This is a genomic window from Rhodococcus oxybenzonivorans, from assembly GCF_003130705.1.
Lineage (GTDB): Bacteria > Actinomycetota > Actinomycetes > Mycobacteriales > Mycobacteriaceae > Rhodococcus_F > Rhodococcus_F oxybenzonivorans.
Genome location: NZ_CP021355.1, coordinates 389,654 through 413,689, shown reverse-complemented (window position 1 = coordinate 413,689; position 24,036 = coordinate 389,654). Strand labels below are relative to the sequence as shown.

The following is a 24,036-nucleotide window of genomic DNA, read 5'->3' as shown; positions in this document are numbered from 1 at the left end:
GCACGACAGGCAGCGCACCGAGACGCTCCACAACTCCCCACCGTCCCGGTCCCGGGTGGTCCTGCGCGCGCAATTGCTCGAGGGTCGCACACGATGACCTGCAACGGGTCACCGTGTACCACCCTCGGACGCCGAGGCTAGTTCCGGCGGTCTCGCTGCCCCAGAGCCAGGATCGACGGCCGCACCTCGTCACCGTCGACGCCGAAGCGGGTGAACCCGCGCTCCTGCAGGGACTGCACCAGTTCCGCCGAGACCGGTCCGCTCAACCGGATCCCCACCCGCAGTGTGGGATCCTGAGCAAGGACCGCCGCTACGGTGTCCACCAGCGCTCCGACCTGATCGTCGATCTCGATGCGAGGATCAACCGTGATCAGACCCCGCCGCAGATACGAATCGAGCGGCTCACTGGTCAGCAGATGCCGCGGCGAGATGCCGGCCACTGCCGCTTGGAGCACCCGCAGTTCGATCCACACGATGTCACTGCGCTCGGCGATGACGTCGATGGAGGCGATACCGCGCGGGCTGGTGAGATAGCCGCCGATCTCCACCCGGCCGGAATCGGCCAGACTGTCCCGCAGCGCGACCAGCGCGGCGATCTCAGCGCCGTCGGCGATCTTGCGGACCGTGAAGTGCACGCGCAGCTCGGAGTCCGCACTGCGCAACGCCGTGGCGATACCCCGCAACTGTGCGGACAAGATCTCCTCGGATCCGAGCGGCAACGCCAGTTCCGGATGCGCGATGAACAACTCGGCAGTGCGTAGCAGCTCGCTGGATTCGTCGGCGTGGAAGTCGATCGCCCGCACCCCGAACTCGGACACGCTCGCACCGGCGAACAGCTTCGAGAACTCGGTGGCCACGGCCGCCTCGAGGGCGGCGCTGGCATCGCTGATCTCGCCCTCGCGCAGCGTGGTGATGATCGAGTCGAGGTGTCCGGTGGTGGCCAGGACATCGTCGATTCCCGCCACCAGTCCCGTCGCCCCGCGTGTGAGCGCCTGACGCGCCTGATCGGGGGTCGTCGCCCGGGCGAACACTTGTGCGCCGGCACGTTTGCGCGCGAGTTCGAGCAGCCCGGAGAGGCGGTCGTCTTCCGCCGCCGGCTCACTGAGCGCGATCTCCCCGGCGATCACCTCACCCGACGATCCATCGAGGGAGACGACGTCGCCGATGGTCAGGGTCTGGCCCGCCACCCGCATGGTGCCCGCTGTGGGATCGATATCCAACGCCCCGCATCCGACGACGCACGTGGTCCCCAGCGCACGGGCCACCACGGCGGCGTGACTGGTCGAACCACCAGTGGCGGTGAGGATGCCGGCTGCGGCGATCATGCCGTGCAGATCCGTCGGGCTGGTCACCGGACGCGCCAGGATGACCGTCTTGCCTTCCTTGACCGCCTGCTGCGCGGCGTCGGAGTCGAAGTAGAGCTCGCCGACCACGTGCCCGGGAGCAGCTCCGACGCCGGTGGCCAGGAGCCGTCCGTCCTCGCGGGCGCGGGCGTAGGCATCGGGGTCGAAGCCGGGGCGCTGAACCTGGCGGATCTGATCGAGGGTCAGGGCCGACAGCGCACCGGAGGTGGTGACGACCTGCTCGGCGAGCAGGTCCGCCGCTATCCGGATCGCGGCCTGGGCGGTACGTTTGGCGCTGCGGACCTGGAGCATGTACAAAATGCCGCGCTCGACGGTGAATTCGATGTCGAGGACGTCACCGCGGCGGCGTTCGAGTTCGGCGCAGGTGGTTTCCAGTTCGGTGTACACGTGCGGAAGCCGGTCGCGCAGCGCGGTCACCGGGTCCGGGGTGCGGATGCCGGCGACAACGTCCTCTCCCTGGCTGGCAGCCAGGAACTCACCGAACAGTCCCGGCTCGCCCGTGACGGGGTTGCGGGTGAACACCACACCGGAGCCGGAGTCCTGGTCGAGGTTGCCGAAGACCATGGACTGCACGACGACCGCGGTTCCGAGGTCGTTCGGGATCTTGTGCACTTCCCGGTATTTCACGGCGCGGCGAGTGTTCCAGGACCGGAATACGGCCTCCACCGCGCCGACGAGCTGGGCTCGGGGGTCGCTGGGAACTTCCTCGTCGAGTTCGTCGCGAACCAGGTTCTGGCAGTGCTCCCACACCCGGTCGTAGACCGGTCCGGGCTGACTGTCGGCATCGACGTCGTCGATCAGCGCGGCGAGATCGTCGCGGTCGGGCGTCTCGAGCGCCCCCATCACGGTTTCGGCGTACATCCCGTGGAACCGGAACAGCACGTCCGCCATGAATCGGGTGTCGCCGGTGACATCGGCCAGCGCGATCGCCGCATCGCGGCCGAGCCCCAGGTTGAGGACGGTATCCATCATCCCCGGCATGGACACCGGTGCACCCGAGCGCACGGACAGCAGCAGCGGGACGGGGCCGCCGCCGAAGGTCTTGCCTGTCGCCTGTTCGAGCTCGCTCAGGCGGCCGTGTATTTCCTCGATCAGGTTCGCCGTCATGGAACCGTGCTCGAGGTAGTCGTGACAGGCCGACGTGGAGATGACGTACCCGCCGGGCACGTTCAACCCTTCCTGGGTCATTTCGACCAGGCCGTATCCCTTGCCGCCGAGAATATTCCGGTCAATTTCACCTGGTTCACTGAACGCGCGGGTCAGTCCAGTCGTAACAGTCACAGAGCTCACCTTGTTCACTCCTTACGTGCGCGACCGAGGGTGCGCAGCAAGTCCTCGTGGAACTCGAACCACACGTTATGCACCGAGTCCTTGGTGGGGTCGGAGACAAACGCGATGTCTCCGGCGTCGACCTTGCCCAGGGAACGCTCGAAGCGACCGACATACGTGCGGAAGCGCGCATCCTTTTCGGCGAGGGCCTCGAGCAACCCCTCGAGCCGGGACACCAGGCGCTCGATGGTGGTAATTACTTTCGCGTCGTACGCCGAATCGGTGTGATCGTTGGCGAGTTTGCGCCCGCCCACCTCGATCTGCTGCCAGGAGGACATGGTCCGCAGGAAGCGGGAATTGACCTCCTCGAACTTGTCGGCCACTTGCAGCACCGAGGGATCCTCGCGCAGGGGTCCGTAAATCGCGGCCGCAGAATCGACCAGCACCGGGCCGGACGCGTCGGTGGGCAGGGCCGTCTCACCCATGAGCGCGACCAGATCACCGTCTTCGAGCTCGGTGAAGATCCCTCGCACCTCATCGAGGCTGAGGTCGACGATCTCCGCAACAGCGGCCGCGGACGCCATTTTCTTGAGCGCCACGGCATTGAGAACGTCGTAGAGACGTTTGTCGAGCAGGGTTTGAGTCATGTTGTGTCCCAACGATCGAACGGGGGCGGCCGGTGGCAGGTCCCTACCGGTCCCGCCGCCCCCGGGTCTGGTGAACGGGTTCTACAGCCAGCGATACTTCGACCGGCGCAGATCCGCGCCCTCTCCGAAGGGCAGGTAGCCCTGACCGGAGAAAATCTTCTGCGGAACGACTTCCTGCGCAAATCCGCGCTTGCTGATGTCGTAGTAGTAGTTCGACACACGCTGGTCGACTTCCCACAGCTGGTATTCGTCGCACGCCTTCTCGTACGTTCCGGCCTTCCGCAGGTACGGCAGGATCATGTCGACGTAGTAGACGTACTGACCGGCCCAGATCAGGTCCCGGCGGCACATCCGAGAGACCTTCCCGTACATCTTGAGCGTGGCGTCCTGGATCTTGGGCAGCTCCCCGCCCAGGTCGTCGATCGCGATGGACCGCACATCCTTCATCGGCGTGTCCCACTGCTCGCGGGCGAAGACGGCGCCACCGACAATGGCGGGGATGTAGTTCTTCGGCCGGGTGAAGGTGGTGGAAATGTCGTTGACGCGAATTTCCTGCAGCCCCAGAATCTCCGGGTCGATCTCGATCGCGATGGTGTAAGCGTGCGGCAGGCCGGCGTCGTCACACACATCGGACCAGTGGAAGATCGGCTCGTTGACGAACAGATCCCGGAGAATGAGGATGTTGCCGTTGTCCAGTTCGTACGGTCCGGTATCGCCCAGACCGAGCCGGCAGTCCATGTGGTCGAGGAACGCCAGCAGTTCGGCGGCCGCGTTGAAGCGGGTGAAGGAGTCGTGCTTGGGGCTTCCCGGCTCGAGCGTTTCGAGCTGGTTGATGATGCCCGCGAGGAAGTCCGGCTCGTGGATCTGGCAGCGGTAGCGGTCCTGCGAGTTGAGGATGTACCCGTCCTGGCGCTTGCCGTACTCGATCCGCTGCATGAACTTGAGGAGCTCGTTGCTCTCCTCGATGTAGTCATTGGGTCCGATCGCCTCGAGTGCAAGGAGACCGCAGCGGCCCATGCCGAAGCCGACGGCGCCGATCGACCAGTCGTGCACCGCGTTGACCTTGGTGCCGATTTCCCGCCGCGCCGAGGCCCCGATGTCCAGGATGCCCTGGGCGCCGACCTCGTCGGTGGTCATGCGCAGAACTTCCGGCCACCGGTAGAACTGGTGCATGAACGCGAGGATCTCGTATTCCTGGCGCGGGATCATGCCCGAGACGCCCTCGGTGGCACGCATGACCAGCACGTCCCAGATGTTCCAGGCCAGGTAGTTGTTGAGGTCGTTGAGCTCGTCCAGGGTGAATTGGTCGACCAGGACGTCTTCCTTGCTGACCTTCTCGAGAACCTTGCTCTTGGCGCGCTGCTTCTGCACCTTGTCGCCGAGGATGCCGTCGCGCAGCGGCTCCTGGCCGACGAAATTGCCCTCGAAGACCAGATCCTGAAAGCGCAGACCGTCGTCGTTCGGCTCGTAGCGCTGCTTGTACGTCGAGCGGAGACCGGGTGTCATTTCGAGACTCATGTTGGGTTGTTCCTCTCTGCCCATGGTGTGGTCGGAAACGATCAGCTGACGATGCTGACGCGACCGACCTCGGCGTCATCGCAGTGCAACTGGACGGTCTTGCCGACCAGCGTGTCGGCGATCTCCTCGAAGTGCGCGTCGTCGGTGTTGCCCACGGCGTAGCGGGACTCGCTCGAGGTCAGGTACGCGGTCATCACACAGGGGATCTGGAACTCACGCGAAAGGATGCCGAGGTGGGACTCGGGCGCACCCGACATCGTGATGACGCCGGAAGCACCCATGCTCAATGCCGGGGTCAGGAAGGTCGTCGTGCCACCGCGAACGAGCAGGATGTAGTCCTGCAACTTCCCGGACCGCACGACCTCGATCACGTCCTTGGGCGAGCCCAGGAACTTGACCTCACCCTTCGGGCTCTTCTGCGTCTCGAAGGCATTGAACCCTTCGGCTACAACCTGCATTGGTACTCCTTTGATCGAATCGAGTTTCGTGTCCTCGATCACGTCGAACTTGCTGTGTTGCGTTAATCACAATGCCCGTCATGATGGGACCGCCGTATGGGGGCTGTGGATAGCTTTCTGTGTGCCCGTTATCTCGCGCGGACAATGCCTCGGTCACCGTCGAGTTCCCCAAGCTTGCGGCGCATGAGCTTGCCCGACGAGGTTGTCGGCAGGGCATCGACGAAGACGACCTCGCGTGGTCGTTTGTAGGCGGCCAGCTGACCGCGGCAATGCTCGATGATGTCTTCCGGCTGGAGCTGCGCCTGCGGTGCAGGGACGACATACGCGACGGCGACCTCGCCCTTGACCGGGTCGGGCCGGCCTCCGACAGCGACCAGCGCGACGTCCGGGTGGGCGCCGATGACGCGTTCGATCTCCGCCGGGTACACGTTGTATCCGGCGGTGACGATCATGTCCTTGAGCCGGTCCACGATGAAGAAATGCCCGGTGTGGTCGACGTAGGCGACGTCGCCGGTGTGCAGCCACCCGTCGTCGGTGATCGCCTCCGCAGTGGCGTCCGGGCGACCGTAGTAGCCGAGCGTCACCAGCGGGCCGCGAACGAGTAGCTCACCATGCTCACCGATGGGAACCTCGCCGCTCGTGCCGTCGATCGGGCCGATCCTGACCTCGAGGCCGGGGAGCGCCACTCCGATCGAACCGGGCACCGGGGGTGCGTGGACCGCGTGGGTCGTGCCGAGTCCGGACAGCTCGGTCATCCCCCACAGCTCGAGGACCGGGACGGGTGCCCGCTTCTGCCACCGCGCGAGCAGTTCCGGAGCGAACGTCTGGCCGCCGATGGTGGCGGCTCGCAAGGTGGACAGATCTGCGGTGTCGAAGCCTGGGTCCGCAAGCATCATCGAGTACATCGCGGGCACCCCCTCGAACAGAGTCGCGTGTTCGCCTTCGATCAGGCGCAGCGCCTCACCCGGGGTGAACCGTTCCATCAGGATCACCGTGCCTCCGGCCAGGAACGTGCTGTTGATGGCGACGTTGCCGTAGACGTGTGCGCCCGGCAGGGCGGTGACCACAATGTCGTCGGTGGTGCGGCCGTGCATGGTGGCGGTCAGGGCGCAGTTGAGGAGCACGGATTGTTGGGACTGCATGGCCCCCTTCGGGTGCCCCGTCGTGCCCGAGGTGTAGCCGATGCTGCACAGGTCCTCGGGCTGTGGTCGCGGGCGGGAGTCCAGCGGCTCGCTCGCCGCGGCGGCGAGCAAATCGGCGAAGGAAATCGCGCCGGTCACGGAAGCCGAGTCATCCAGGTCACCGAATTGGCACACCGTCTCCAGCGAGGGAACCTCGGCAAGGATGCTCTCGACGGTGGCGGCCTGGGCGCCGCCGGTGAACAGGGCGCCGGACCCGCAGTCGGTGAGGACGAAGGCCAGCTCGGGGCCGGTGAGCATGACATTGACCGGGTTGACGACAGCTCCTGCCTTCAGGATGCCGTGGTAGGCGACAATCCACTCCCAGCTGTTCTGCCCATACAGCGAGCACACTCCGCCGGCGCCGATCCCCCGGGTACGAAGGGCTACGGCGACGGCATCCGACATTCTGTCGAGGTCGCGGTAGGTCAGTCTGGTGTGTCCGACGACGAGGGCGATTTTGTCCGGATGCCGTGCGGCGGCGTAGGGCAGGATCTCGCCCGGCCCCACCGAGGGCTGGGACGCTGCGCTGCGCCTACTCACCGGAATCTCCGTGGACGCCGCGGTCGCCGAAAGTCAGGACCGCTTTGGTGACCTTCCCGTGGTGGACGGCGTCGATCGCCTCGTTGATCTGATCGAACTCGAAGGTGTCGATCAGCTCGGTGAAGGGGAACTTGCCGGCCTGATAGAGGTCGATCATGCGGGTGACGAACTCCTGCGGGATGGCATCGCCCTCGATGACGCCGATCAGACTGCGCCCGAACAGCAGGTGCCCCTGGTCGAAGGAAATCTCGTTCGGGATGCCCTGGAATCCGACGGTGGCACAGACCCCCGGCGACTGCAGACATTCCAGTGCGCTGCGAACGACGTTCGCCAGGCCGATGCAGTCGACCGAATACTGCGCTCCGACACCGCCGGTGATCTCGCGGATCCGGTCGACCACGTCTTCCTCGGCGGAGTTGATGGTGTGGGTGGCACCGAGCTCGGTGGCCTTCGCCAGGCGGGTGGGCTGGATGTCGACGGCGATGATTGTGCCGCAGCCGGCGACCACCGCGCCCAGCAGGGCGGCGAGCCCCACCGATCCGGTCCCGAAGATCGCGATCGACGACCCCTCCTCCGGGTGAAGAGTATTGAGCACCGCCCCGGCGCCCGTCTGGATGCCGCACCCGAGGGGGGCGAGCAACTCGAGCGGCAGATTGCGGGCGACGCGGACGCAGTTCTGCTCGTTGGCCACGGCGTAGGTCGCCCACGCGGACTGTCCGAAGAAGTGTCCGCGTACCTGCTCACCTCCGGAACTGAGGACACTCGAGCCGTCCAGGCGTGCACCGACCAGGTTCAGTGGGACGAAGTCCCGGCAGTGCATCGGAAGTGAACGTGCGCAGTTGTCGCACTCGGCGCAGAAGTTGTACGAGAGCACCACGTGGTCGCCGGGCTCGACGCTGTCGACCGCTGAACCGACCGCGGTGACGACTCCGGATCCCTCGTGACCGAGCACAATCGGGGCCGCGTCGGCCTCCGCGGTCGCGATCACCCCGAGGTCGGTGTGGCAGATACCGGAGCCGACGATCCGCACCAAGACCTCGCGTGGGCGCAACTCGCCGATATCGAGCTCCTCGAGCGACAACGGCTCCTGCGCCGAGCGCAGGACGGCTGCTGTGGTCTTCATAGTTGCACTTTCCTGTTCGAAAGACGGTCAGGGCGCGGATGGTCTTACGAGACCGCGCCGGGGACCTTGTTCAGAGTGATGGTCTGGTGGTTGGTGTATTCGGCGAGTCCGTGCAGGGAGTTCTCGGCGCCGATGCCGGACTGCTTGTGTCCGCCGAAGACCTGATGCGGGGAGTACTGGTGGACTTCGTTGAGCCACACGGTGCCGGCCTCGAGCTGGCGGCCGATCCGATCGATCGCCTCGAGATCCTCACCCCAGACGGTGGCACCCAGGCCCCAGACGGTGTTGTTGGCCCGGGCGATGACATCGCTTTCTTCCCTCCAGCGCAGCAGCGGAAGGATCGGACCGAAGGGTTCCTCGACGACCAGGCGGGAGTCCTCCGGCGGGTTGTCGACGAGGGTGACCGGGACGAACCAGCCGTCGGCGTCCGAGTCGATCTGTCCGCCGAGGGCGAAGGTGTAACCGTTGGCGGTGCAGTCGTCGAAGTACTCCTGCACCTTCTGCAGCTGGGGCAGGTTCTGAATCGGACCCAACTGGGTCTCTGCGTCGGCGCCGTCGCCCACGACCACGGTTCGCGCGTACGCGACCAGCTCATCACGCACGGCCTCGTAGACATCGTCATGGATGTAGATGCGCTTGGCAGCGTTGCAGAACTGGGCATTGTTCTGGAACGCCGCCCAGAAAATTTGGGGGGCGACCTTCGCCGGGTCGACGTCCGGGAGGACGATCGCCGGATCGTTACCGCCGAGCTCGAGAGTGACTCGTTTGAGAGTGCCGGCAGCGGAACGCATTACATGCTTGCCCGTTTCGGTGCTGCCGGTGAACGCGATCTTCGCGATGCCCGGGTGCGCCGTGATCCACTTGCCGAGTTCGTCGTCACCGCTGACCGCACTCAGCACACCTGCGGGAAGCAGATCCTGCACCAGCTCGACGAGCTTGAGGTCACACAGGGGGGTGAAGGGGGACGGCTTGACGATGATGGTGTTCCCGGCCACCAGGGCGGGGGCGATCTTCCACACCGCCAGCAGGATCGGGAAGTTCCACGGCACGATGGCACCAACTACCCCGAGCGGCGTGTGCCGGCTGATCACCAGACGGTCCGCGGTGTCCTCGAGGACCTCCTCGGGCAAGGACTGCTTCGCAATTTCGCGGAACCATGCGATCGAACCGTAGACCTCCCATTCGGCCATCGGACGCGGCTTGCCCTGCTCGGCAGTCAGCAGTGCCAAGAACTCTTCGGCGTGTGCTTCGAGCCGATCACCGATCGCCGAGACGACGGCCTGGCGTTCGGCGAGCGGTGTGGCCGACCATTCGGGGAACGCGGCCTGAGCGGCTGCGACGGCCTCGTCGAGTTGGTCAGAGCTCGCAACGGGCACGTGGGCAATCACCTCGGTGGTCGCCGGGTTGTACACCGGCGCCGTGTCCTGCACGGTCACCGACCGGCCGCCGATCGTCATCGGGAATTCTGTCGGGAGGGCGAGGACAGGTGCTTCGGTAGACAACATTCATCTCCTTCGGGTGCGCAGCTTCACCGGGTGTGAGGCTGCATCGGACGAGGTGGGCGTACATCCCAAGACCGGTCTCCGAGCGGAACTAGGGATCGGTGTCTTCGTCAGCGAGTGGGGGTGATCACAGTTCTACTGCCCGGACGTGATGAGAGCGTCATCCCCTGGGGAGCAAAACCTGGCATGCTTCTATCTCCCGGGGAACAGCCGCTCGCCGGCAACGGGAGCATCGTGGCTGGTAAATCGCTCAATTCTTTCGGGGTCTGAACCGAATCTGCCCCGAAAGATACTGTCCCCCATGACCTTTCTCGCCCGGTCGTCGACACGACGACCGGGCCAGAGTGGGACGTGCATGGCGACAGGGGCAGGACCACTGAGCCCGGCATGGGGCGAGTCGTACGCCGCATACGTGGGAAGAAGGGGTCGGATGTGTCGCATCCTCAGTCAAGTCCACACCGGTGTGCGCCACGGAATGTCCTTTAGGCGAGGGCTTCCTTCAGGTCGACTAGGTTCTCGCAGATCTGCACCATGTTGCCGTCAGGGTCATAGAAAAGGAACGAGCGTACGATACCTCCTGCCTCCCACACATAGTCAGTCTGCGTCTCGTAGCCTGCGTTCTTGATCTTCTTGAACCAGTCGTCGATGTCGGTGACTTCGAAGCCCAGCTCGGAGATTCCGGTGTGGCCGTACCTGAGCGTCTCCCTCGGCTTGCGCTCGACCGGCGGATTGATCGGCTGCTGAAACTCGAGGAAGGTACCGTCCGCCTCGGGCGGTGTCAGTAGCACCATGCGCGACTTCGCGTCCTTAACCTTGAAGATATCGTCCAAGGTTTGCTGGTCGAAGAACGGGCCCTCCGGGTGGTCCGGAAGAGTCGTATCGACGACAACCTTGAACCCGAGTACATCCCGGTAGAGCTTGAGCGACTCGTCCGCGTCACTGACAAAGACCGCGATGTGGTGGTATTTCATCATGCTTCCTTACCTTTTATGGGTGAGTAGGTCGTTCAACCGCAATGGCGGTTTAGGTGGCTCGAGCCAGTCTGCGGTGGTCTCGATAGTCGCGTCCGCCTGTGCGTCACGACCTGCAGCGACATGTAGATGCGCCGTTGGTCGGGTGCGATCTCGAGCTCGACCTCACCTCCAGCCACACCTGCCCGTGGCCGATCAGACCTCGGCCGTGAGGCGCTCCGCGCATCCCGCGCCGATACCCCGTGCGCTGCCGGTGACGACCGCGACTTTTCCTTCGAGTCTACGCATTTGAATATGTCTTCTTTCGATTAGCTTGTGGTTCAGTTGTCTGCGAAGCGTTTACGGAGCCAGTCGATTGCCTCAGCTAGCATTTCTTTACTTTGGTCCAGAGCTGTCGGGAAACAGAGCATCCCGTGAAATGCACCGTCGTAACGTGTAAGGACGACGTCATTGCCAGCATCCTTCAAGGCTCTGGCGTAGTCCTCACCGTCGTCGAGCAGGGGGTCGAACTCAGCGGTTTGTACGAGCGCGGGCGCCAGATCCGCGAATGAATCTGCCAACAACGGCGAGCAGTAGGGATGCCGTGCTTCGACTCCCTTTCCGACGTAATGGTTGACGAAGTATTCGATGTCCGTGCGCGAGAGCAGCGGCCCCTCAGCATTGGCCAACATGGAGGCAGTCGGTCCGCCCGCGAGCCTGACCATCGGGTAGAAGAGGAGTTGACCGCACAGCCGGGGCCCCCCCTCGTCCCGCGTCCGCTGCGCCGTTACCGCCGAAAGATTGGCGCCTGCACTGTCTCCGCCCACGGCGATGCGTGCGGGGTCGATATTGAGCTGCTGTGCGTTGCCTGCGATCCAGCGAAGAGCCTCCATGCAGTCGTCACTTCCGGCGGGAAACTTTGCCTCAGGCGCTTTGCGGTAATCGACAGCGATCACCACTGCCTCTGCCCGGGCGCTGAGCTCGGTGCAGAGGTTGTTGTTGGCGTCCAGACTTCCGATCACCCAGCCCCCACCATGCAGGTAAAGCAGCGCAGGGAACGGGCCAGGACCGTCAGGGGTGTAGACGCGAACCGCAAGGTCTCCGCCCGGCCCCGGAATTGTGGAGTCGGAGATATCTGCGACGGTAGCGGTCGTGGCCGGCATACTCAGGAGCAGTGCGTCGAAGGCCTGCCGACACTGAACCGGCTCCATCGTGTGGAACGGCTGGGCTCCAGCGTCGGCAAGCGACTGCAGAAACTCGGCGTTCTGAGCTGTAAGGGGCATGATTCCTCCGTGTCTTGCGGACCGGCACCGTTGTGGGCCGGTTTGGGTGTCGTGCTTAGGTCAGCTTCTCGGCACGGTCCTCGTCTCCGCCCGGTTCAGCCTGAGCCCTGCGGGGCGAGTTCCTGTGGCGACCCGGCAGCGATGCTGCTCGCCGACGCGATCCTCGTCGAGCCGTGCCGTCGAATCTGCTACTTGCCTTCGTCAGGCCATCTGCGCTTGTTCGTTCGCGGAGCCGACGCTTGGAGTCGTGCTGAAATCGATGCCCTTGAAGTCGTTGTCGGCGACCTCCTGGCATTGCTGAAAGTATCCGGGAGCGCCACCGAAGAAGAATATGGAGGCGCGCGGTTTGCCCGGAACATTCGCGCCGAAGAAGTAGGATCCCACGTCCTCGTTGGCCAGGACCGTGGCATCCAGCACCGCGTTGCACATCTCTTGCCACTGAGCGCAGGCCTCGGCTGTCGACTCCATCCGGTCGTATCCGTTGTCGCGCATATGCGTGATGAGCCGACCGATCCAGCCGACGGTGTTGTCGACGATCACCGGGATGTTCGCGATCGGCGACTGCGGACCGGAGATCATGAACATGTTCGGGAACCCGTCCACACCGATACCCAAGTAGGTTCTCGGGCCGTCCGCCCATTTCTCGGTGAGCGTCTGCCCGCCGGTGCCGCGCACATCGATACTCGCCAGCGCGCCGGTGCCGGCATCGAAACCGAGCGCGAAGATGATGACGTCGAACTCGTACTCATCGGTGCCCGTACGCATTCCGTGTGGCGTTACCTCCTGGATGGGGTTGTCGCTGACGTCGACGAGGTTGACGTTCTCCCGGTTCATGGTTTCGTAGAAGAAGTGCCCCAGCGGCGGCCGTTTGGAGAACAGCGGGTAGGACGGGCACAGCAGCTCAGCGGTCTCAGGGTCCTGAACGATGGTGCGAATCTTGTTGCGGATGAATTCCGCGGCGGTCTCGTTGGATTCCTCGCTGATGAAAAGGTCATCGAATGTTTCGAAGACGAATCGGAATCCGCCGATCTCCCAGCCGGCCTCGAGAATCGTCTGCGCCTGTTCGGGAGTGACGTCGTCCATGGTGCGCCCAGCAGCGTTCATCGGAAACGCGAACACCTGCTCACGGCACTTCCGGCCGATCTCGCTGTGGTCACGTTGGGCCTCAGCTTGCTGCCCCTCGGAGATCGCGTGATTGCGGCCCGGGATGACGTAGTTCGGGGTGCGCTGAAACACCGTGAGTTGGGCTGCGGTGCTCGCCACCTCCGGGATCACCTGGACTGCGGTCGCCCCGGTCCCGACCACCGCGACTCGTTTGCCGGTGAAGTCCACCGGCTCCTTCGGCCAACGCGATGTCTGGTACCACTGACCAGTGAAAGAGTCCAGTCCAGGGAACGGCGGGTCCAGGGGGGCACTGAGCACACCACTGGCGCTGACGAAGTAGGTGCAGGTGAACGACTGGCCCGCTTCGGTGATGATCGTCCACAGATTCGCTGCCTCGTCGTATACCGCGGAAGTGACCCGAGTGTGGAACTGAATGTCGCGGCGCATGTCGAAACGTTCGGTCACGTACTTCAGGTACCGTTCCACCTCAGCTTGTGCGGGGTAGCGTTCCGACCACACCCAGTCGGTCTTGAGTTCCTCGGAGAAGCTCATGATGTAGGCCCAGGCCTCGGTATCGGTACGTGCGCCGGGGTAGCGGTTCCAGTACCAGGTCCCGCCGACGTCGGAGCCGGCCTCGAGCACCTTGACCGACAGGCCTAACTTGCGCGCCTCGTGCAGCATCCGTAGGCCGCCGAATCCCGCCCCGATCACCACCGTGTCGTAGTGGGTAGGGGCCGTACCGTCGTCGGACGAGGATGTCTCGACAACCGACGGGGAAGTGGTAGACGTGTTCATGAAGTGCGAGCCTTTCTACTGTTAGTGGCATACCAACGTTTGCGCGATGCGAGGTGAGGCGCCTCGGGGAGGATGTGATGGGGTGCGATCTCGAACTCGGCTCTGAAAGCGGCTGTGCAGGAATTTTTTTGGGTTCCGGCAGTTCGTTTCCCTCGTCGCCTCCGGACGTTCCGGATGCCGATTGGTGTGTGTTGAGTCTCACATCGTGAGGGGAGCCGTGGGTAATATTGTTTTGTTATCTCCCGTAGTTGCACCGCCCCTGCGCCGGAATTTGCAATGTGATTGAGTCCAGCGGGTGTTACGCGGCGGCCTGATCCGTCGCAGGTCCAAGGTTGGTCGCCGGCAGGTTTGTTGATCAGACAGTGGTGGGTAGGTCAAAGGATTTCGGCCCGTCGTCCCGATGCCCCGAATAGTGCGTGCGTGTGCTTTTCCCATGATCTGAGGTCGACCTCGGCGGTCGTGAGACGCTTGTTGGTGCGGTCGGGTTAGGGGCGCAGGGCGGGCGATGTCGGCTTGCTCGGTGGTCAGCTTCCGGAGCTCCGAGTCGGCCGGTTTGCCGTCGAGGAGACCGGCGTCGCGTTGCTCGCGCCACTCGCTGATCAGCGACGAGTGCAGGCCCTCACCGCGTAGGTAAGCGCCGCCATGGATCGTCTCGCAGATCTGCTCGTAGGCGGCCAGGTGCGCGAGTTCGAGGTCCTCCGGGTCGATTCCCTCGCGCTCGCAGGCCTGCGCGATGGTGCGAGCCGGCTGGGTCTGCAGAGTGGAATTGGGGCCCGCGACGACGCCGTGGCGACCGATCTCCGCGATCCAGCTCAGACCAAGCCCCTCGGCCTTCACCTTGCTCATCACCACACCCAGCGGCACCGTCGGAGATCTGTGAGGCGGAGCCGGCGGTGACGATGCCGTCCTTCGAGAACGACGGTCGCAGCGAACCCAGCGACTCGACGGTGGTTCCGGGCGGATGCCCTCGTCGGCAACGAAGACGATCGGATCGTCCGTGCTGCGGAATCGACACCGGCACGCCCTCGTCGACGACGAGGCCGTTCTTCCAGGCCTACGCGGCCCTCTGGTGCGATGCCGCGGTGAAGGTGTCTGCTCCTCACGGGAGGCGAAACGGTCGCCGGAGTTGGCCGACTCGGTCAGGTTGCCCATCGCCCGGTCGGTGAAGATGCCGTGCAGCCGTCGAACGCCATGTGATCGCGCAACGTGACGTCGCCGTACTTGAAGCCGGCGCGGCGTTTCTCGAGCATGTGCTGGGCCTGGCTGATCGACTCCTGGCCACCGGCGACGACGACGTCGAACTCCCCCGCCCGGATGGGCTGGTCTGCCATCGCGATGGCACTGATGCCGGGCAGACACACCTTGTTGATGGTCAGGGCGGGCACGTTCATCGGGATACCCGCGGCCACAGCTGCCTTGCGTGCGGGGATCTGGCCGGCAGCGGCGGTGAGAACCTGGCCCATGATCACGTATTCGACCTAGCTGCGCCGGCCACGGGCGTCGTCGCCACACAGTGGTCGACACCCGGGTGATACAGGCGCATGCACTGCCGTCCGCTCAATGAACGTGATTCCGGTGCGCGCCCCCAGTAAGCAGCACAGAACACACATGACAACTACGAGAACTATTTACTCGCAGGAAGGTCACTTGAAGAACAACCGGCCCGCTGTGTCCATTGCATGGACGCTCTCGATTCTGACAGCCCACCACTCCGTATCGAGGACACACTGAAACTGTGCGCCAAAACCGCGACTCGTTGCACGCTCACCAGCTCTGGTGCGCGATCAGCAGATATGAGTACCCTGAGGTCTGAATCGTTCTCATCAGTTGACAGGTAGGTGCGCTATGGACCTGCGCGCGCTTCGGTACTTCATTTTCATTGCTGAAGAAGGTAGCGTTCACGCTGGTGCGAGGCGCGCGATGGTGGCGCAACCGGCTCTCACTGTCGCGCTCAAGAAACTCGAGCGCGAGATCGGCACAGCGTTGTTCGAACGTTCTCACCGCGGCGTCACGCTGACCGCGGCCGGGTCCAATCTCCTGCCTCATGCTCGTTACCTCCTCAAGTACGCCGAGGATGCAAGAACCGAGGTTCAGCTGAGCAGCGGGGAAGCGGTGCTGACCTTCACCGTGGGATGTCTCCTGGGGAGGGTATCTGCTGCCGAGCTGACCGGTCCGATTCTGGATACATTCCAAAGGTTGAACCCCGGTGTGCATGTCCGCGTCCGCGAGTTGAACTTCGCGGATCAGTTCGATTCCGTGCTCGAGGGCATCGTGGACGTTGCGCTTGTTCGTTCGCCTTTCGAGCATCCTGACCTGGCGTTCAAGTCCCTGTTCAGCGATCCCACGGTGCTGGTGACCAGTCCTGACCATCCGCTGGCACGGGAGCCGGAAGTACCGATACAGGTGGTGATGGATGAGCCGGTACTCGAGGTTGTTCGAGCTCCGCGGGTGTGGCGGAACTTTTGGAATCTCAGCGAGCTTGGCAACGGCGAGAACCGATTGGTTCCGACCAACGCGGTGTGTTTGGTCGACTACACCCTGGACGTCCTGCGTCATTCCACTGTAAATCTGATGGGAGAAAGCGGTTGGCGTCTGGGTGGGCTCGGCGAGCCGACCGCATGCGCGATTCGGGTCGTCGACGCACCTCGCAATGTGGCGGGCATCGGTTATCTGCGTGGCAATGACGATCCGTTGGTCGAATCGTTCATCGCTACCGCTACTGCGGTTGCCGAGCAGCTCATTTCGCTTGTTCCCAACGCAACTTTGTCTTGAGTGAGGACATTCCGCTCAAGGGTCGGCGTCAGAATTTCGCCGGAGGTTGTTACCAGTCGCTGGGGACGGCGAGGTAGAGCCGAGCCCACCACAGGCAAAGTCGAGGGCTTCTTGCGAGCTGACGGTTGGCCAGGAACGGGTCCTGGTACTTGGCAGCGCTGCTGCACGGTAGATCGCGAATCCCCAGGTGCAGGCCCTAACCCACATAGCGCAACCGCATCAGCGGCACCACGACCCCGTCGGTGAACACGCTGGTCATGGGCTCGGCAGGGCAGGTGATCTACCTGCCGGTAATGCCCCAACTCGGGCGGACCGTATGCGGGGTTCGGGTCGTCGACGCACCTTGCAATGTGGCGGGCATCGGTTACCGGCATGCAATCACGGTCCTTGGTTGAATCCTTTGCTCCTCCCCTACTACTATTGCAGCGCAGCATGTTTCGACTATCCCTAGCGGGCGGGGTTATGCTCTCGCACGCAGGCGGCTGATGTGGGCAGGTTCGAAGCAGGGTCTCGGGGAGCTTGGCGACCGCGGACACCAGTTGATGATCCGGATTTTTAGTCGCGCGCTCAGGGATTCTCCCTGCGTGTTTCGACGACCCATGCCGCGATCTGGGTGCGTGAAGTGGACCCTAGTTTCGTCAGAAGGTGTTCAACGTGGCCTTGCGCGGTGCGTGGGGAGATCACCAACCGTGTGGCGATCTCTTTATTCGTCAGTCCCTCGGCGATCAGTTCTGCGACCTCCCGCTCGCGCTTCGTCAGGCGTGCTGCCGGGGCGGCAGGTGATGATGTCGCAGGAGGCTGCTCACCCAAGGCGTAGGCGATCGCGGCATTGAAACCTAGCTTCGCGCCTTCGCGGTGTGCGGAGGCGAAAACCTCCTTGTTCAGGGCGTCTCGTGTCGCGTGTTCGCACGCTTGTTGGTACTCGCCCGTACTGGGCACTACGACGGTCGGACTGCCTACGGACCGGCTGAGCTCTTCTGAGGCTGCCAGCAGTACGACCGCGCGCCGCGCGTTCTGGTCCTGGGCAGTGATCCATGCCAGCGCCTGCAGGCACATGCTGGCGTTGAGCCGGTCGTTCACCTCGAGGTCGGCTTGCAGTGCCTGTTCGAGTAGTCGGACCGCTCGTTCACGCTCACCGCGTCGCCATACGGCGACCGCCAGCCCCCACAGGGAATACGACCGGAATACCGATTCGCCCCGTGCATCGGTGATTGCCAGAACGCGCTCATAGCATTCGATGGCGTGTTCGGTGTCGCCGAGGAATTCGTCGGCGACACCGAGGCCGATGAGCGCTGCGACCTCGACGACATCGTTGCGCCCGGTATAGGTTCGGACAGCTTTCTCGAGGTGAGCGCGTGCGTCGAGGGGCTGTCCACCGAACAGGGCGGCGTAGCCGACTGCGCTGTCGGTGTGTGCGCGTGTCAACGGGTCGCGTGTCGACGAGGCAAGCGCCTGTGCATCTTTCATCAGGGCGGCCGCCGCCTGTAGGTCGCCCTGGATTCCAGTCATCATGCTGCCGACGTAGAGTGCCTTGGCGTGATCGACGGTCGGCTGGGCCGGTTGACGGGCGAGGAGCCGGTCGAGCCACCGCCTGCCTTCAGAAAGCAGACCCCGGGAAAGCCAGAACGGGTACAGGGCGGCAACGATCCGGAGCCCGGAGGCTGGGCTCTCGGAGACACAGGACTCCAAGGCGTCCCGAAGATTCGGGTGCTCGCGCACGAGTGTGGTGATCAACGCGAGCTCGCGGGAGCTGATCCACTGCGATTCCGTGTCGAGTACCAGGCGCTCACACCAATCTCGGTGTCGCTGACGCAGTTCGGCATATTCACCGCTCTCATGCGCCTTTTCTCGGCCGTAATCGCGAACGGTCTCGAGCATGCGGAACCGCATCTCGGCACCGGCCGGCTCCCGTATCAGGATCGACTTGTCGACGAGGTAGGTCACCGTGTCGAGTATTTCCTGCGCGGGCAGATCTGGGCCGCAGATTTGTTCGGCGGCGTCGAGGTCGAAACTGCCGGCGAAGACCGACAGCTGCGACCACAGTCGCTGCTCCGCCGGTGTACACAGGTCGTAACTCCAGTCGATGCACATCCGGAGCGTTTGTTGTCTCGACGGCGCATCCCGGCTGCCCTGGGTCAACAGTACGTACCGGTCGGTCAAGCGTTGCAGTATCTGTTCCGGCGTCATCGCCCGCAACCGTGCGGCGGCAAGCTCGATCGGTAACGGAAGCCCGTCCAATCGCTGGCAGATCCGAGCGATCGTGGTCTTGTTGTCCTCGGTGACCTCGAATCCCGGGGCCGCGGTAGCTCCGCGTTCGGCGAACAGGGTGACCGCGTCGTTGCCCGCCATCCCTCGCGGCAGGTCGTCGGGATCCGGGACGCCGAGCGGTGGCACAAGCAGCACTGCTTCCCCGCCGATGCCGAGTGATTCGCGACTGGTGGCGAGAATCCGCAGCCGTGGGCAGGTGCGAAGCAGGGTCTCGGTGAGCTTGGCGACCGCGGACACCAGGTGCTCGCAATTATCCAGAATCAGCAACTGTTCGCGCCCGGCGAGGAACTCGACAAGCACCTCGCGAATGGGTCGCGCCGATTGGTCACGTAATCCCAGCGCGTTCGCCACCACCCCCGCCAACAGGAACTCGTCATGCAACTCCCCGAGTTCCACAAGGGTGGTGCCGTCGGCGAAGTCCCGGCGCACCTTGCCGGCGATACGAAGCGCCAGACGGGTCTTTCCGACCCCGCCGGTGCCGGTCAGGGTCAGCAGCCGCGCGTTCGACAACGCGTTCCTCGCCTCCTTCAACTCCGTGTGTCGGTCGACGAAACTGGTCAACTCCAGCGGGAGTTGACCCCCTCGCCCCGAATCGGCCGACCACGACGGTGTAGGCGACGCACCTTTCCCGGGAGGTGCGTCGGTCGCTGCTCCTGGCTCGGTGGTGTGCAGAGCGATCTCGTCGACCGCGAATCCATGCCGTAGTTGGGCTTCGCGCAGATGTTGGCTCAGCTCCGCGGCAGATGGGCGAGTCTCGGGATCACTGGCCATGGCATGTTCGATGATTGCGCTGACGTCCTCGGGAACACCGTGTTCGCGTGGGTTCGGTACCGGCTCGGAGGTGATTCGCAGGAAGTGTGCCATCAATTGCTCGCCGCTGCGGCGTTCGAACGCGGCATGGCCGGTGAGCGCCGCGAACAGGGTGGCGCCGAGCCCGTACACGTCCGCGGAGGTGCTCGGAGGGCGTCCGGCTACGACTTCGGGGGCGATGAACGCCGGTGACCCGGTGACGACCCCGGTGGTCGTCTCGAATCCGCCGGTGATGTGTGCGATGCCGAAGTCCGTCAATGCCGGCTCGCCGTAATCGGTGAGCAGTATGTTCGCGGGCTTGATGTCGCGATGGAGGATGCCGACCTTGTGCGCGGCTTCCAGGGCGCCGGCCATCTTCACCCCGAGCCGGAGCACATCGGGCAGAGGAAGCGGGCCGTGGCGCCTGATTCGGGCGTCGACGGAGCCCCGGGCGCAGTATGGCATCACAATGAAGGGTCGGCCGTTGGCGGTGACGTCGGCATGGAGAATGTTGACGATGTTGGGATGACCGGTCAACCGGCCCGCCGCCCGCTGCTCTCGCATGAACCGTTCCCGGTTTTCCTGGTCGAGATCCGCAGTCAGGACCTTGACAGCCACCGTTCGTTCGAGCGACGCCTGCGTGCACCGGTACACGATCCCGAACCCGCCACGACCGATCTCGACAGCATCCTCGAACCCCGCCGCCGCGAGTTCCGCCGTGACCGCACCGGACACGTCGCGTTGGGTCGCGAATGGATCCACGTTATTCATCGACACATCTCTTCACGGTGCACGTCGACCTGCCCGAGAACCTCTCGAGTAACACCTAAGAATATCGCCAGGCGATCCCACCCGCGGGTCGGATCCGATACCGGAAGCTAGGGCCCAGTCGATCATCACCCACCGGTGATGTCGACGGGGCACCCCCTGAGTGAGGACATCGTGAACACTGGGTCCCAGAGTGCGATTTCCCGCCAGCGGCCTCTCAAAAAATTGTAGGTCCCGACGTCGGTCGTCCATGTCGGCGACCTAGGCTTTCCAGCCAGTTGTCGGACCGGGCTTCCCAGCATTCTGTCGGATTCCTCAAGCGTCTGGGCAATAGCAGGTCGGGCATCCGGTCTTGTGACCTGCTGAAACGCGTCTTGTTAGGGCTTCCTACCGACACGAAACTTGGACAACCGACACGGAGACGTGGAACCTACAAAAATCGTGGAACCTACGCGTCTCCATTGGCATCGCTCCGTGTCGCTCATGTTTTGTGAGCACTAGGGCACGAAAATTTCAGTTATCGCACCGTATGTCGGGCATTATTGCATCTGATGCACGATTGTCATTCGATCGGTCATCGTCATCAATTACGCCATCCGTTTGTCAAAATCCGGGTGTTGACCTGGTCATATACAGACCGGCGCATCGGACGACTCCCCGGCTAACCGCTCATGGGACCACCGGGGGCGGTTATACCGTTAGACGATGGATCGGCGCGTCGATGGTCTGCGTGCTTGCCAGGTTCTTGCATTCTTTGCATGATTCGGGCATCAGACGCTCGCAGCATTCGGCGGTTCTCCGTGGCGGTGGACAACGTTGGTCGGGTGCTCGAGCTTTCCACCATCTCGTACCTGCGTCCCAGGGCACTCGACGATCGAGCAACGGGAGCGGCTGGTTCGACGCAGTATCCGTGGTGCTGGACTCCGGCACATGTCGACGAGTTCTTGGGTGATCTGCGGTCGGAGCGGCGAGCGAAGCAGTCCACGATCCACAACTGCCAGGACGCACCGCGGGCCTTCTGTTCCTATGTGAGCACCTCGGGGCATGGCTGGGATAGGTTCTGTGAGAGGTTTTTCGGCACCCATCCGACGCAGGTGTGCTTCGGGGCGAGACCTTGCTACGGACGGCACCGCGTATGTTCGAACGAATCCGCGGATGCGTGGATAAGATCGATTTACGGGCGTGATTTCGCGGGCGACGCCTCGTCGAGAAGCGAATCGATAAGGTCCTCCGCTGCAGCGGTTTTCGCGTGTGTTTTTGTTGTTCCGCGGCCAGTCGCCGTGTGGTTCCGGTAGCGGACTTCGCATGTGAACACCGGGGCGTGGGCGGCGCCCTCCATCGTTACTGCCCACTGCGGGGAGGGATGCCCGTGGTGTTGGGAATGGCTAAGTACCCACGCGATCGGGTTCTTGTGCGCTCGTTCCCGCCGTTTCGAGGCCTGCCCGTCATCCGCATCCGGGCTTCCGTTGCTCGCTGACGGTGGCTGCGCCCGTATCCCTGCGTGCGTGGTGCTCGGGGGAACTGTGTGCGGCTCGTCCCGCAGTGGGGAGTCCGTCTCCGGGTGGCTCACTCCGGCAGCGATCGCCTGGGTGAGGCCCCACGCTGCGTCCTGCTCGGCTCGTTTCTTACTGCCCGCGGTTGCCCACGGTCCGCGGACGTCGCCCACTCGGAGGCGGGCGGCGAATACTGGTGTGTGCGAGGGGCCACGGTGATCGCTGTCGATTTCGGGTTTGGGCAGATCGGGATGGGCTTGTAGCCACATCGACACGACACTCGGCCCGAATTCCGGGTGCGTCTGCGATGCCCAGTCGAAGACCTCGGATCGGATCGGTGCCCAACTCTCCGGAGCGTCGAGCAACGTCACGATGGTGGTGACCAATACCTCGTCGGCCCTGATTCGGCGGCGCAGCTCGGTGACCACCTCACTGATCGGGTCGCGTGTGGCCGCGGCAGCCAGCACCTTCGCCCACCGCTTCGAGTCGAGACCCTCGAGTTCGCCTGCTGCGACGACCTGCGCGGTCACCTTCCGATCGAGTGCCTTGAAGTGCGCTGCCTTCTCTTCCCGGTCCACGGCGATGCGCCGGTTGATATCGGCGGCGAGGTTGCCGAGTTGTCCGATTGTGTACGGGGCAGGCGCGGAGTCGAGGTGGGCAAAGATCACCCGTTGGGTGATCAGGTCCGACACTCTGCGCAGCGGCGACGTCGCGTGCGTGTAGGCCGCCAACCGAAGCCCGTGATGGCCGTGCACCGTCGGGGCGTAAGTGGCGGCACGAAACGACGATTGCAGACGCGAACGTAGCTTCTCGAACAGCACCGGATCAGTCATCGCCACGGCCACCTCCGCTGCGAGGTCCTCGGTGCTGCCCGCGGTCACCGCGCTGCGGTGATTGCGAAACAGGACCGGGAGATCCTCCTGCACACACCACATGGCGATCGCCTCATTGGCTGCGATCATCATCTCCTGCACGATCACATACCCGACCGTCCGCACATCGGATGGAATCGGTGCGATTCCCCCTTCCTCGGTGGAACGCCAGCCATGCGTGAGGTCGTAGAGCGCGAAGGCACCGGACCTGCGACGCCCCTGAAGCAGTATCTGCGCGGCCTCATTCGCAGCTTTCACGCACTTGTGTAGCGGGTCGTCGACCGATCCGAGGATTTCGACGATCTGTGCATGATCAACCGTGACGCACCGACCGGCCGGCACCCGCCCGCGATCGACACGCACCCCGGACACGATCCCGTCCGCGGACAGATCAGCCTGGACGCGCAGAGTGGATCTTTCCGCTGTCTCGGTCAACGTCGCCGCTTGCTCGGTGTCGCGGCCAAGCATCGGGACTGTCCGGCGCGAAAGGTACTTCGATTCACGGCGCAGGAATGCCGTCGCGTCAGCCGCGGAGCCTAGGGGCACGACGTCCCCGACACCGGCGATGTGCACCTCCAGCTTCCACCCCGAACCGTCGACGAGTTCGGTTACCGCGAACGCATCATCGCGGTCGAGGGCCTCGGACCGATCCACCATCAACAACGGCACACCGCTATCGGACACTGCGCCTCCTCGGGAACAAATCGGCAGCGACACTGCACCAGAACCATCAGTACCAGCGATGGACATCAGTGTCGATCACCTCTTTCCCTCGACACGCCCGCCGATCCGGCTGGCATTGCGGCTGCGTCGGTCCAATATGGTCGAGACACTTCCGTCCCGGCAGTCCTGGTTGACGGGACGTTTCCAGTGCCGTGCCTGGTCTCCTGGCCCATTAAGTGCCCGGTGTTGCCCGGCGTGACGCGCACCCGTTCGTACCAGAGCGTCCTCCCGCGTGTATCGACGTGCCCGACCAGCACGAACAAGACAACCACCTCGCTCACAACAGTAGATTCGATCTAACACCCGGCTCGATACCGTGAGGTGAGGCGCGCCGTGCATTCGGTGAGCGTTCGCGTGGCCAACATCGGTTCAATCGACCACACGGCCCGGAATGCCACAGCGCACTCCGACATCGAACTTCCTCCACTGAGCGACTCCATAGCCGCGAGGGGTGGGAAACGTCTTCTGTGAGGAGGAGTCGACCATGACAGTTCGTAGGCAGATCCCAGAAGATGCGCCTGAACCAAGCGAGGCGCACCGTTCCAGTCGCCTTCTACCTCTTCGATCTGCCGATACACATCGGATTGTCGATCAGGCGGTCACCCGGTGTGAGGCTA

At 63.8% G+C, this 24,036-nt stretch carries 15 protein-coding genes and 1 pseudogene; 1 reads left to right on the top strand and 15 read right to left on the bottom strand.

Annotated features, from left to right (window positions below; translation table 11 throughout):
- Positions 1–137: 137 nt before the first annotated feature.
- From CBI38_RS32865 to CBI38_RS40775, 13 genes and pseudogenes are all read right to left on the bottom strand, one after another.
- The gene (locus CBI38_RS32865) at positions 138–2,645 is read right to left on the bottom strand and encodes a pyruvate, phosphate dikinase (RefSeq protein WP_109336103.1); all 2,508 of its coding nucleotides are present in this window, start codon (positions 2,643–2,645) and stop codon (positions 138–140) included.
- A gap of 14 nt (positions 2,646–2,659) precedes the next feature.
- Positions 2,660–3,280, bottom strand: coding sequence for a hypothetical protein (locus CBI38_RS32860; RefSeq protein WP_109335703.1), 621 nt, complete (start codon positions 3,278–3,280; stop codon positions 2,660–2,662).
- Positions 3,281–3,361: 81 nt separating this feature from the next.
- On the bottom strand, positions 3,362–4,798 hold the full coding sequence (locus CBI38_RS32855) for a hypothetical protein (protein ID WP_109335702.1): 1,437 nt from the start codon (positions 4,796–4,798) through the stop codon (positions 3,362–3,364).
- A gap of 41 nt (positions 4,799–4,839) precedes the next feature.
- Positions 4,840–5,256: a PEP-utilizing enzyme gene (locus tag CBI38_RS32850; RefSeq protein ID WP_109336102.1), complete on the bottom strand. Its 417-nt coding sequence runs from the start codon at positions 5,254–5,256 to the stop codon at positions 4,840–4,842.
- Between the two features lie 128 nt (positions 5,257–5,384).
- A complete protein-coding gene (locus tag CBI38_RS32845) occupies positions 5,385–6,977 on the bottom strand; it encodes a class I adenylate-forming enzyme family protein (RefSeq protein ID WP_230990413.1) in 1,593 nt (530 codons plus the stop codon).
- A complete protein-coding gene (locus CBI38_RS32840; RefSeq protein WP_109335700.1) occupies positions 6,970–8,100 on the bottom strand; it encodes an NAD(P)-dependent alcohol dehydrogenase in 1,131 nt (376 codons plus the stop codon). Before CBI38_RS32840 ends, CBI38_RS32845 begins: the two co-directional genes overlap by 8 nt.
- A gap of 44 nt (positions 8,101–8,144) precedes the next feature.
- A complete protein-coding gene (locus CBI38_RS32835; protein ID WP_204165049.1) occupies positions 8,145–9,605 on the bottom strand; it encodes an aldehyde dehydrogenase family protein in 1,461 nt (486 codons plus the stop codon).
- 479 nt (positions 9,606–10,084) lie between these two features.
- Positions 10,085–10,576, bottom strand: coding sequence for a VOC family protein (locus CBI38_RS32830; protein WP_208960998.1), 492 nt, complete (start codon positions 10,574–10,576; stop codon positions 10,085–10,087).
- Between the two features lie 317 nt (positions 10,577–10,893).
- A complete protein-coding gene (locus CBI38_RS32820; protein ID WP_109335699.1) occupies positions 10,894–11,835 on the bottom strand; it encodes an alpha/beta hydrolase in 942 nt (313 codons plus the stop codon).
- A 201-nt stretch (positions 11,836–12,036) separates the two neighbouring features.
- Positions 12,037–13,734, bottom strand: coding sequence for a flavin-containing monooxygenase (locus tag CBI38_RS32815; RefSeq protein ID WP_109335698.1), 1,698 nt, complete (start codon positions 13,732–13,734; stop codon positions 12,037–12,039).
- 198 nt (positions 13,735–13,932) lie between these two features.
- Positions 13,933–14,580: a hypothetical protein gene (locus CBI38_RS40785; protein ID WP_418328373.1), complete on the bottom strand. Its 648-nt coding sequence runs from the start codon at positions 14,578–14,580 to the stop codon at positions 13,933–13,935.
- A gap of 67 nt (positions 14,581–14,647) precedes the next feature.
- A pseudogene (locus tag CBI38_RS40780) lies at positions 14,648–14,749 on the bottom strand (hypothetical protein); the annotation flags it as partial.
- A gap of 124 nt (positions 14,750–14,873) precedes the next feature.
- Entirely contained in the window at positions 14,874–15,197 is a 324-nt protein-coding gene (locus CBI38_RS40775; protein WP_418328370.1) for a thiolase family protein, read from the bottom strand.
- 382 nt (positions 15,198–15,579) lie between these two features.
- Here CBI38_RS40775 and CBI38_RS32805 point away from each other — a divergent pair, with 382 nt between their 5' ends.
- The gene (locus CBI38_RS32805) at positions 15,580–16,506 is read left to right on the top strand and encodes a LysR family transcriptional regulator (RefSeq protein ID WP_109335697.1); all 927 of its coding nucleotides are present in this window, start codon (positions 15,580–15,582) and stop codon (positions 16,504–16,506) included.
- Positions 16,507–17,073: 567 nt separating this feature from the next.
- Here CBI38_RS32805 and CBI38_RS32800 read toward each other — a convergent pair.
- Entirely contained in the window at positions 17,074–20,334 is a 3,261-nt protein-coding gene (locus CBI38_RS32800) for a protein kinase domain-containing protein (RefSeq protein WP_109336099.1), read from the bottom strand.
- Positions 20,335–21,505: 1,171 nt separating this feature from the next.
- On the bottom strand, positions 21,506–23,353 hold the full coding sequence (locus tag CBI38_RS32795; RefSeq protein WP_204165055.1) for an RNB domain-containing ribonuclease: 1,848 nt from the start codon (positions 23,351–23,353) through the stop codon (positions 21,506–21,508).
- Positions 23,354–24,036 lie beyond the last annotated feature (683 nt).

Coding starts and splice junctions, on each gene's coding strand:
- CBI38_RS32860 (WP_109335703.1), bottom strand. CDS start 3,280: ATGACTCAAACCCTGCTCGACAAACGTCTCTACGACGTTCTCAATGCC.
- CBI38_RS32855 (WP_109335702.1), bottom strand. CDS start 4,798: ATGAGTCTCGAAATGACACCCGGTCTCCGCTCGACGTACAAGCAGCGC.
- CBI38_RS32850 (WP_109336102.1), bottom strand. CDS start 5,256: ATGCAGGTTGTAGCCGAAGGGTTCAATGCCTTCGAGACGCAGAAGAGC.
- CBI38_RS32840 (WP_109335700.1), bottom strand. CDS start 8,100: ATGAAGACCACAGCAGCCGTCCTGCGCTCGGCGCAGGAGCCGTTGTCG.
- CBI38_RS32835 (WP_204165049.1), bottom strand. CDS start 9,605: ATGTTGTCTACCGAAGCACCTGTCCTCGCCCTCCCGACAGAATTCCCG.
- CBI38_RS32830 (WP_208960998.1), bottom strand. CDS start 10,576: ATGATGAAATACCACCACATCGCGGTCTTTGTCAGTGACGCGGACGAG.
- CBI38_RS32820 (WP_109335699.1), bottom strand. CDS start 11,835: ATGCCCCTTACAGCTCAGAACGCCGAGTTTCTGCAGTCGCTTGCCGAC.
- CBI38_RS32815 (WP_109335698.1), bottom strand. CDS start 13,734: ATGAACACGTCTACCACTTCCCCGTCGGTTGTCGAGACATCCTCGTCC.
- CBI38_RS40785 (WP_418328373.1), bottom strand. CDS start 14,580: ATGAGCAAGGTGAAGGCCGAGGGGCTTGGTCTGAGCTGGATCGCGGAG.
- CBI38_RS40775 (WP_418328370.1), bottom strand. CDS start 15,197: ATGGGCCAGGTTCTCACCGCCGCTGCCGGCCAGATCCCCGCACGCAAG.
- CBI38_RS32805 (WP_109335697.1), top strand. CDS start 15,580: ATGGACCTGCGCGCGCTTCGGTACTTCATTTTCATTGCTGAAGAAGGT.
- CBI38_RS32800 (WP_109336099.1), bottom strand. CDS start 20,334: ATGAATAACGTGGATCCATTCGCGACCCAACGCGACGTGTCCGGTGCG.
- CBI38_RS32795 (WP_204165055.1), bottom strand. CDS start 23,353: ATGGTGGATCGGTCCGAGGCCCTCGACCGCGATGATGCGTTCGCGGTA.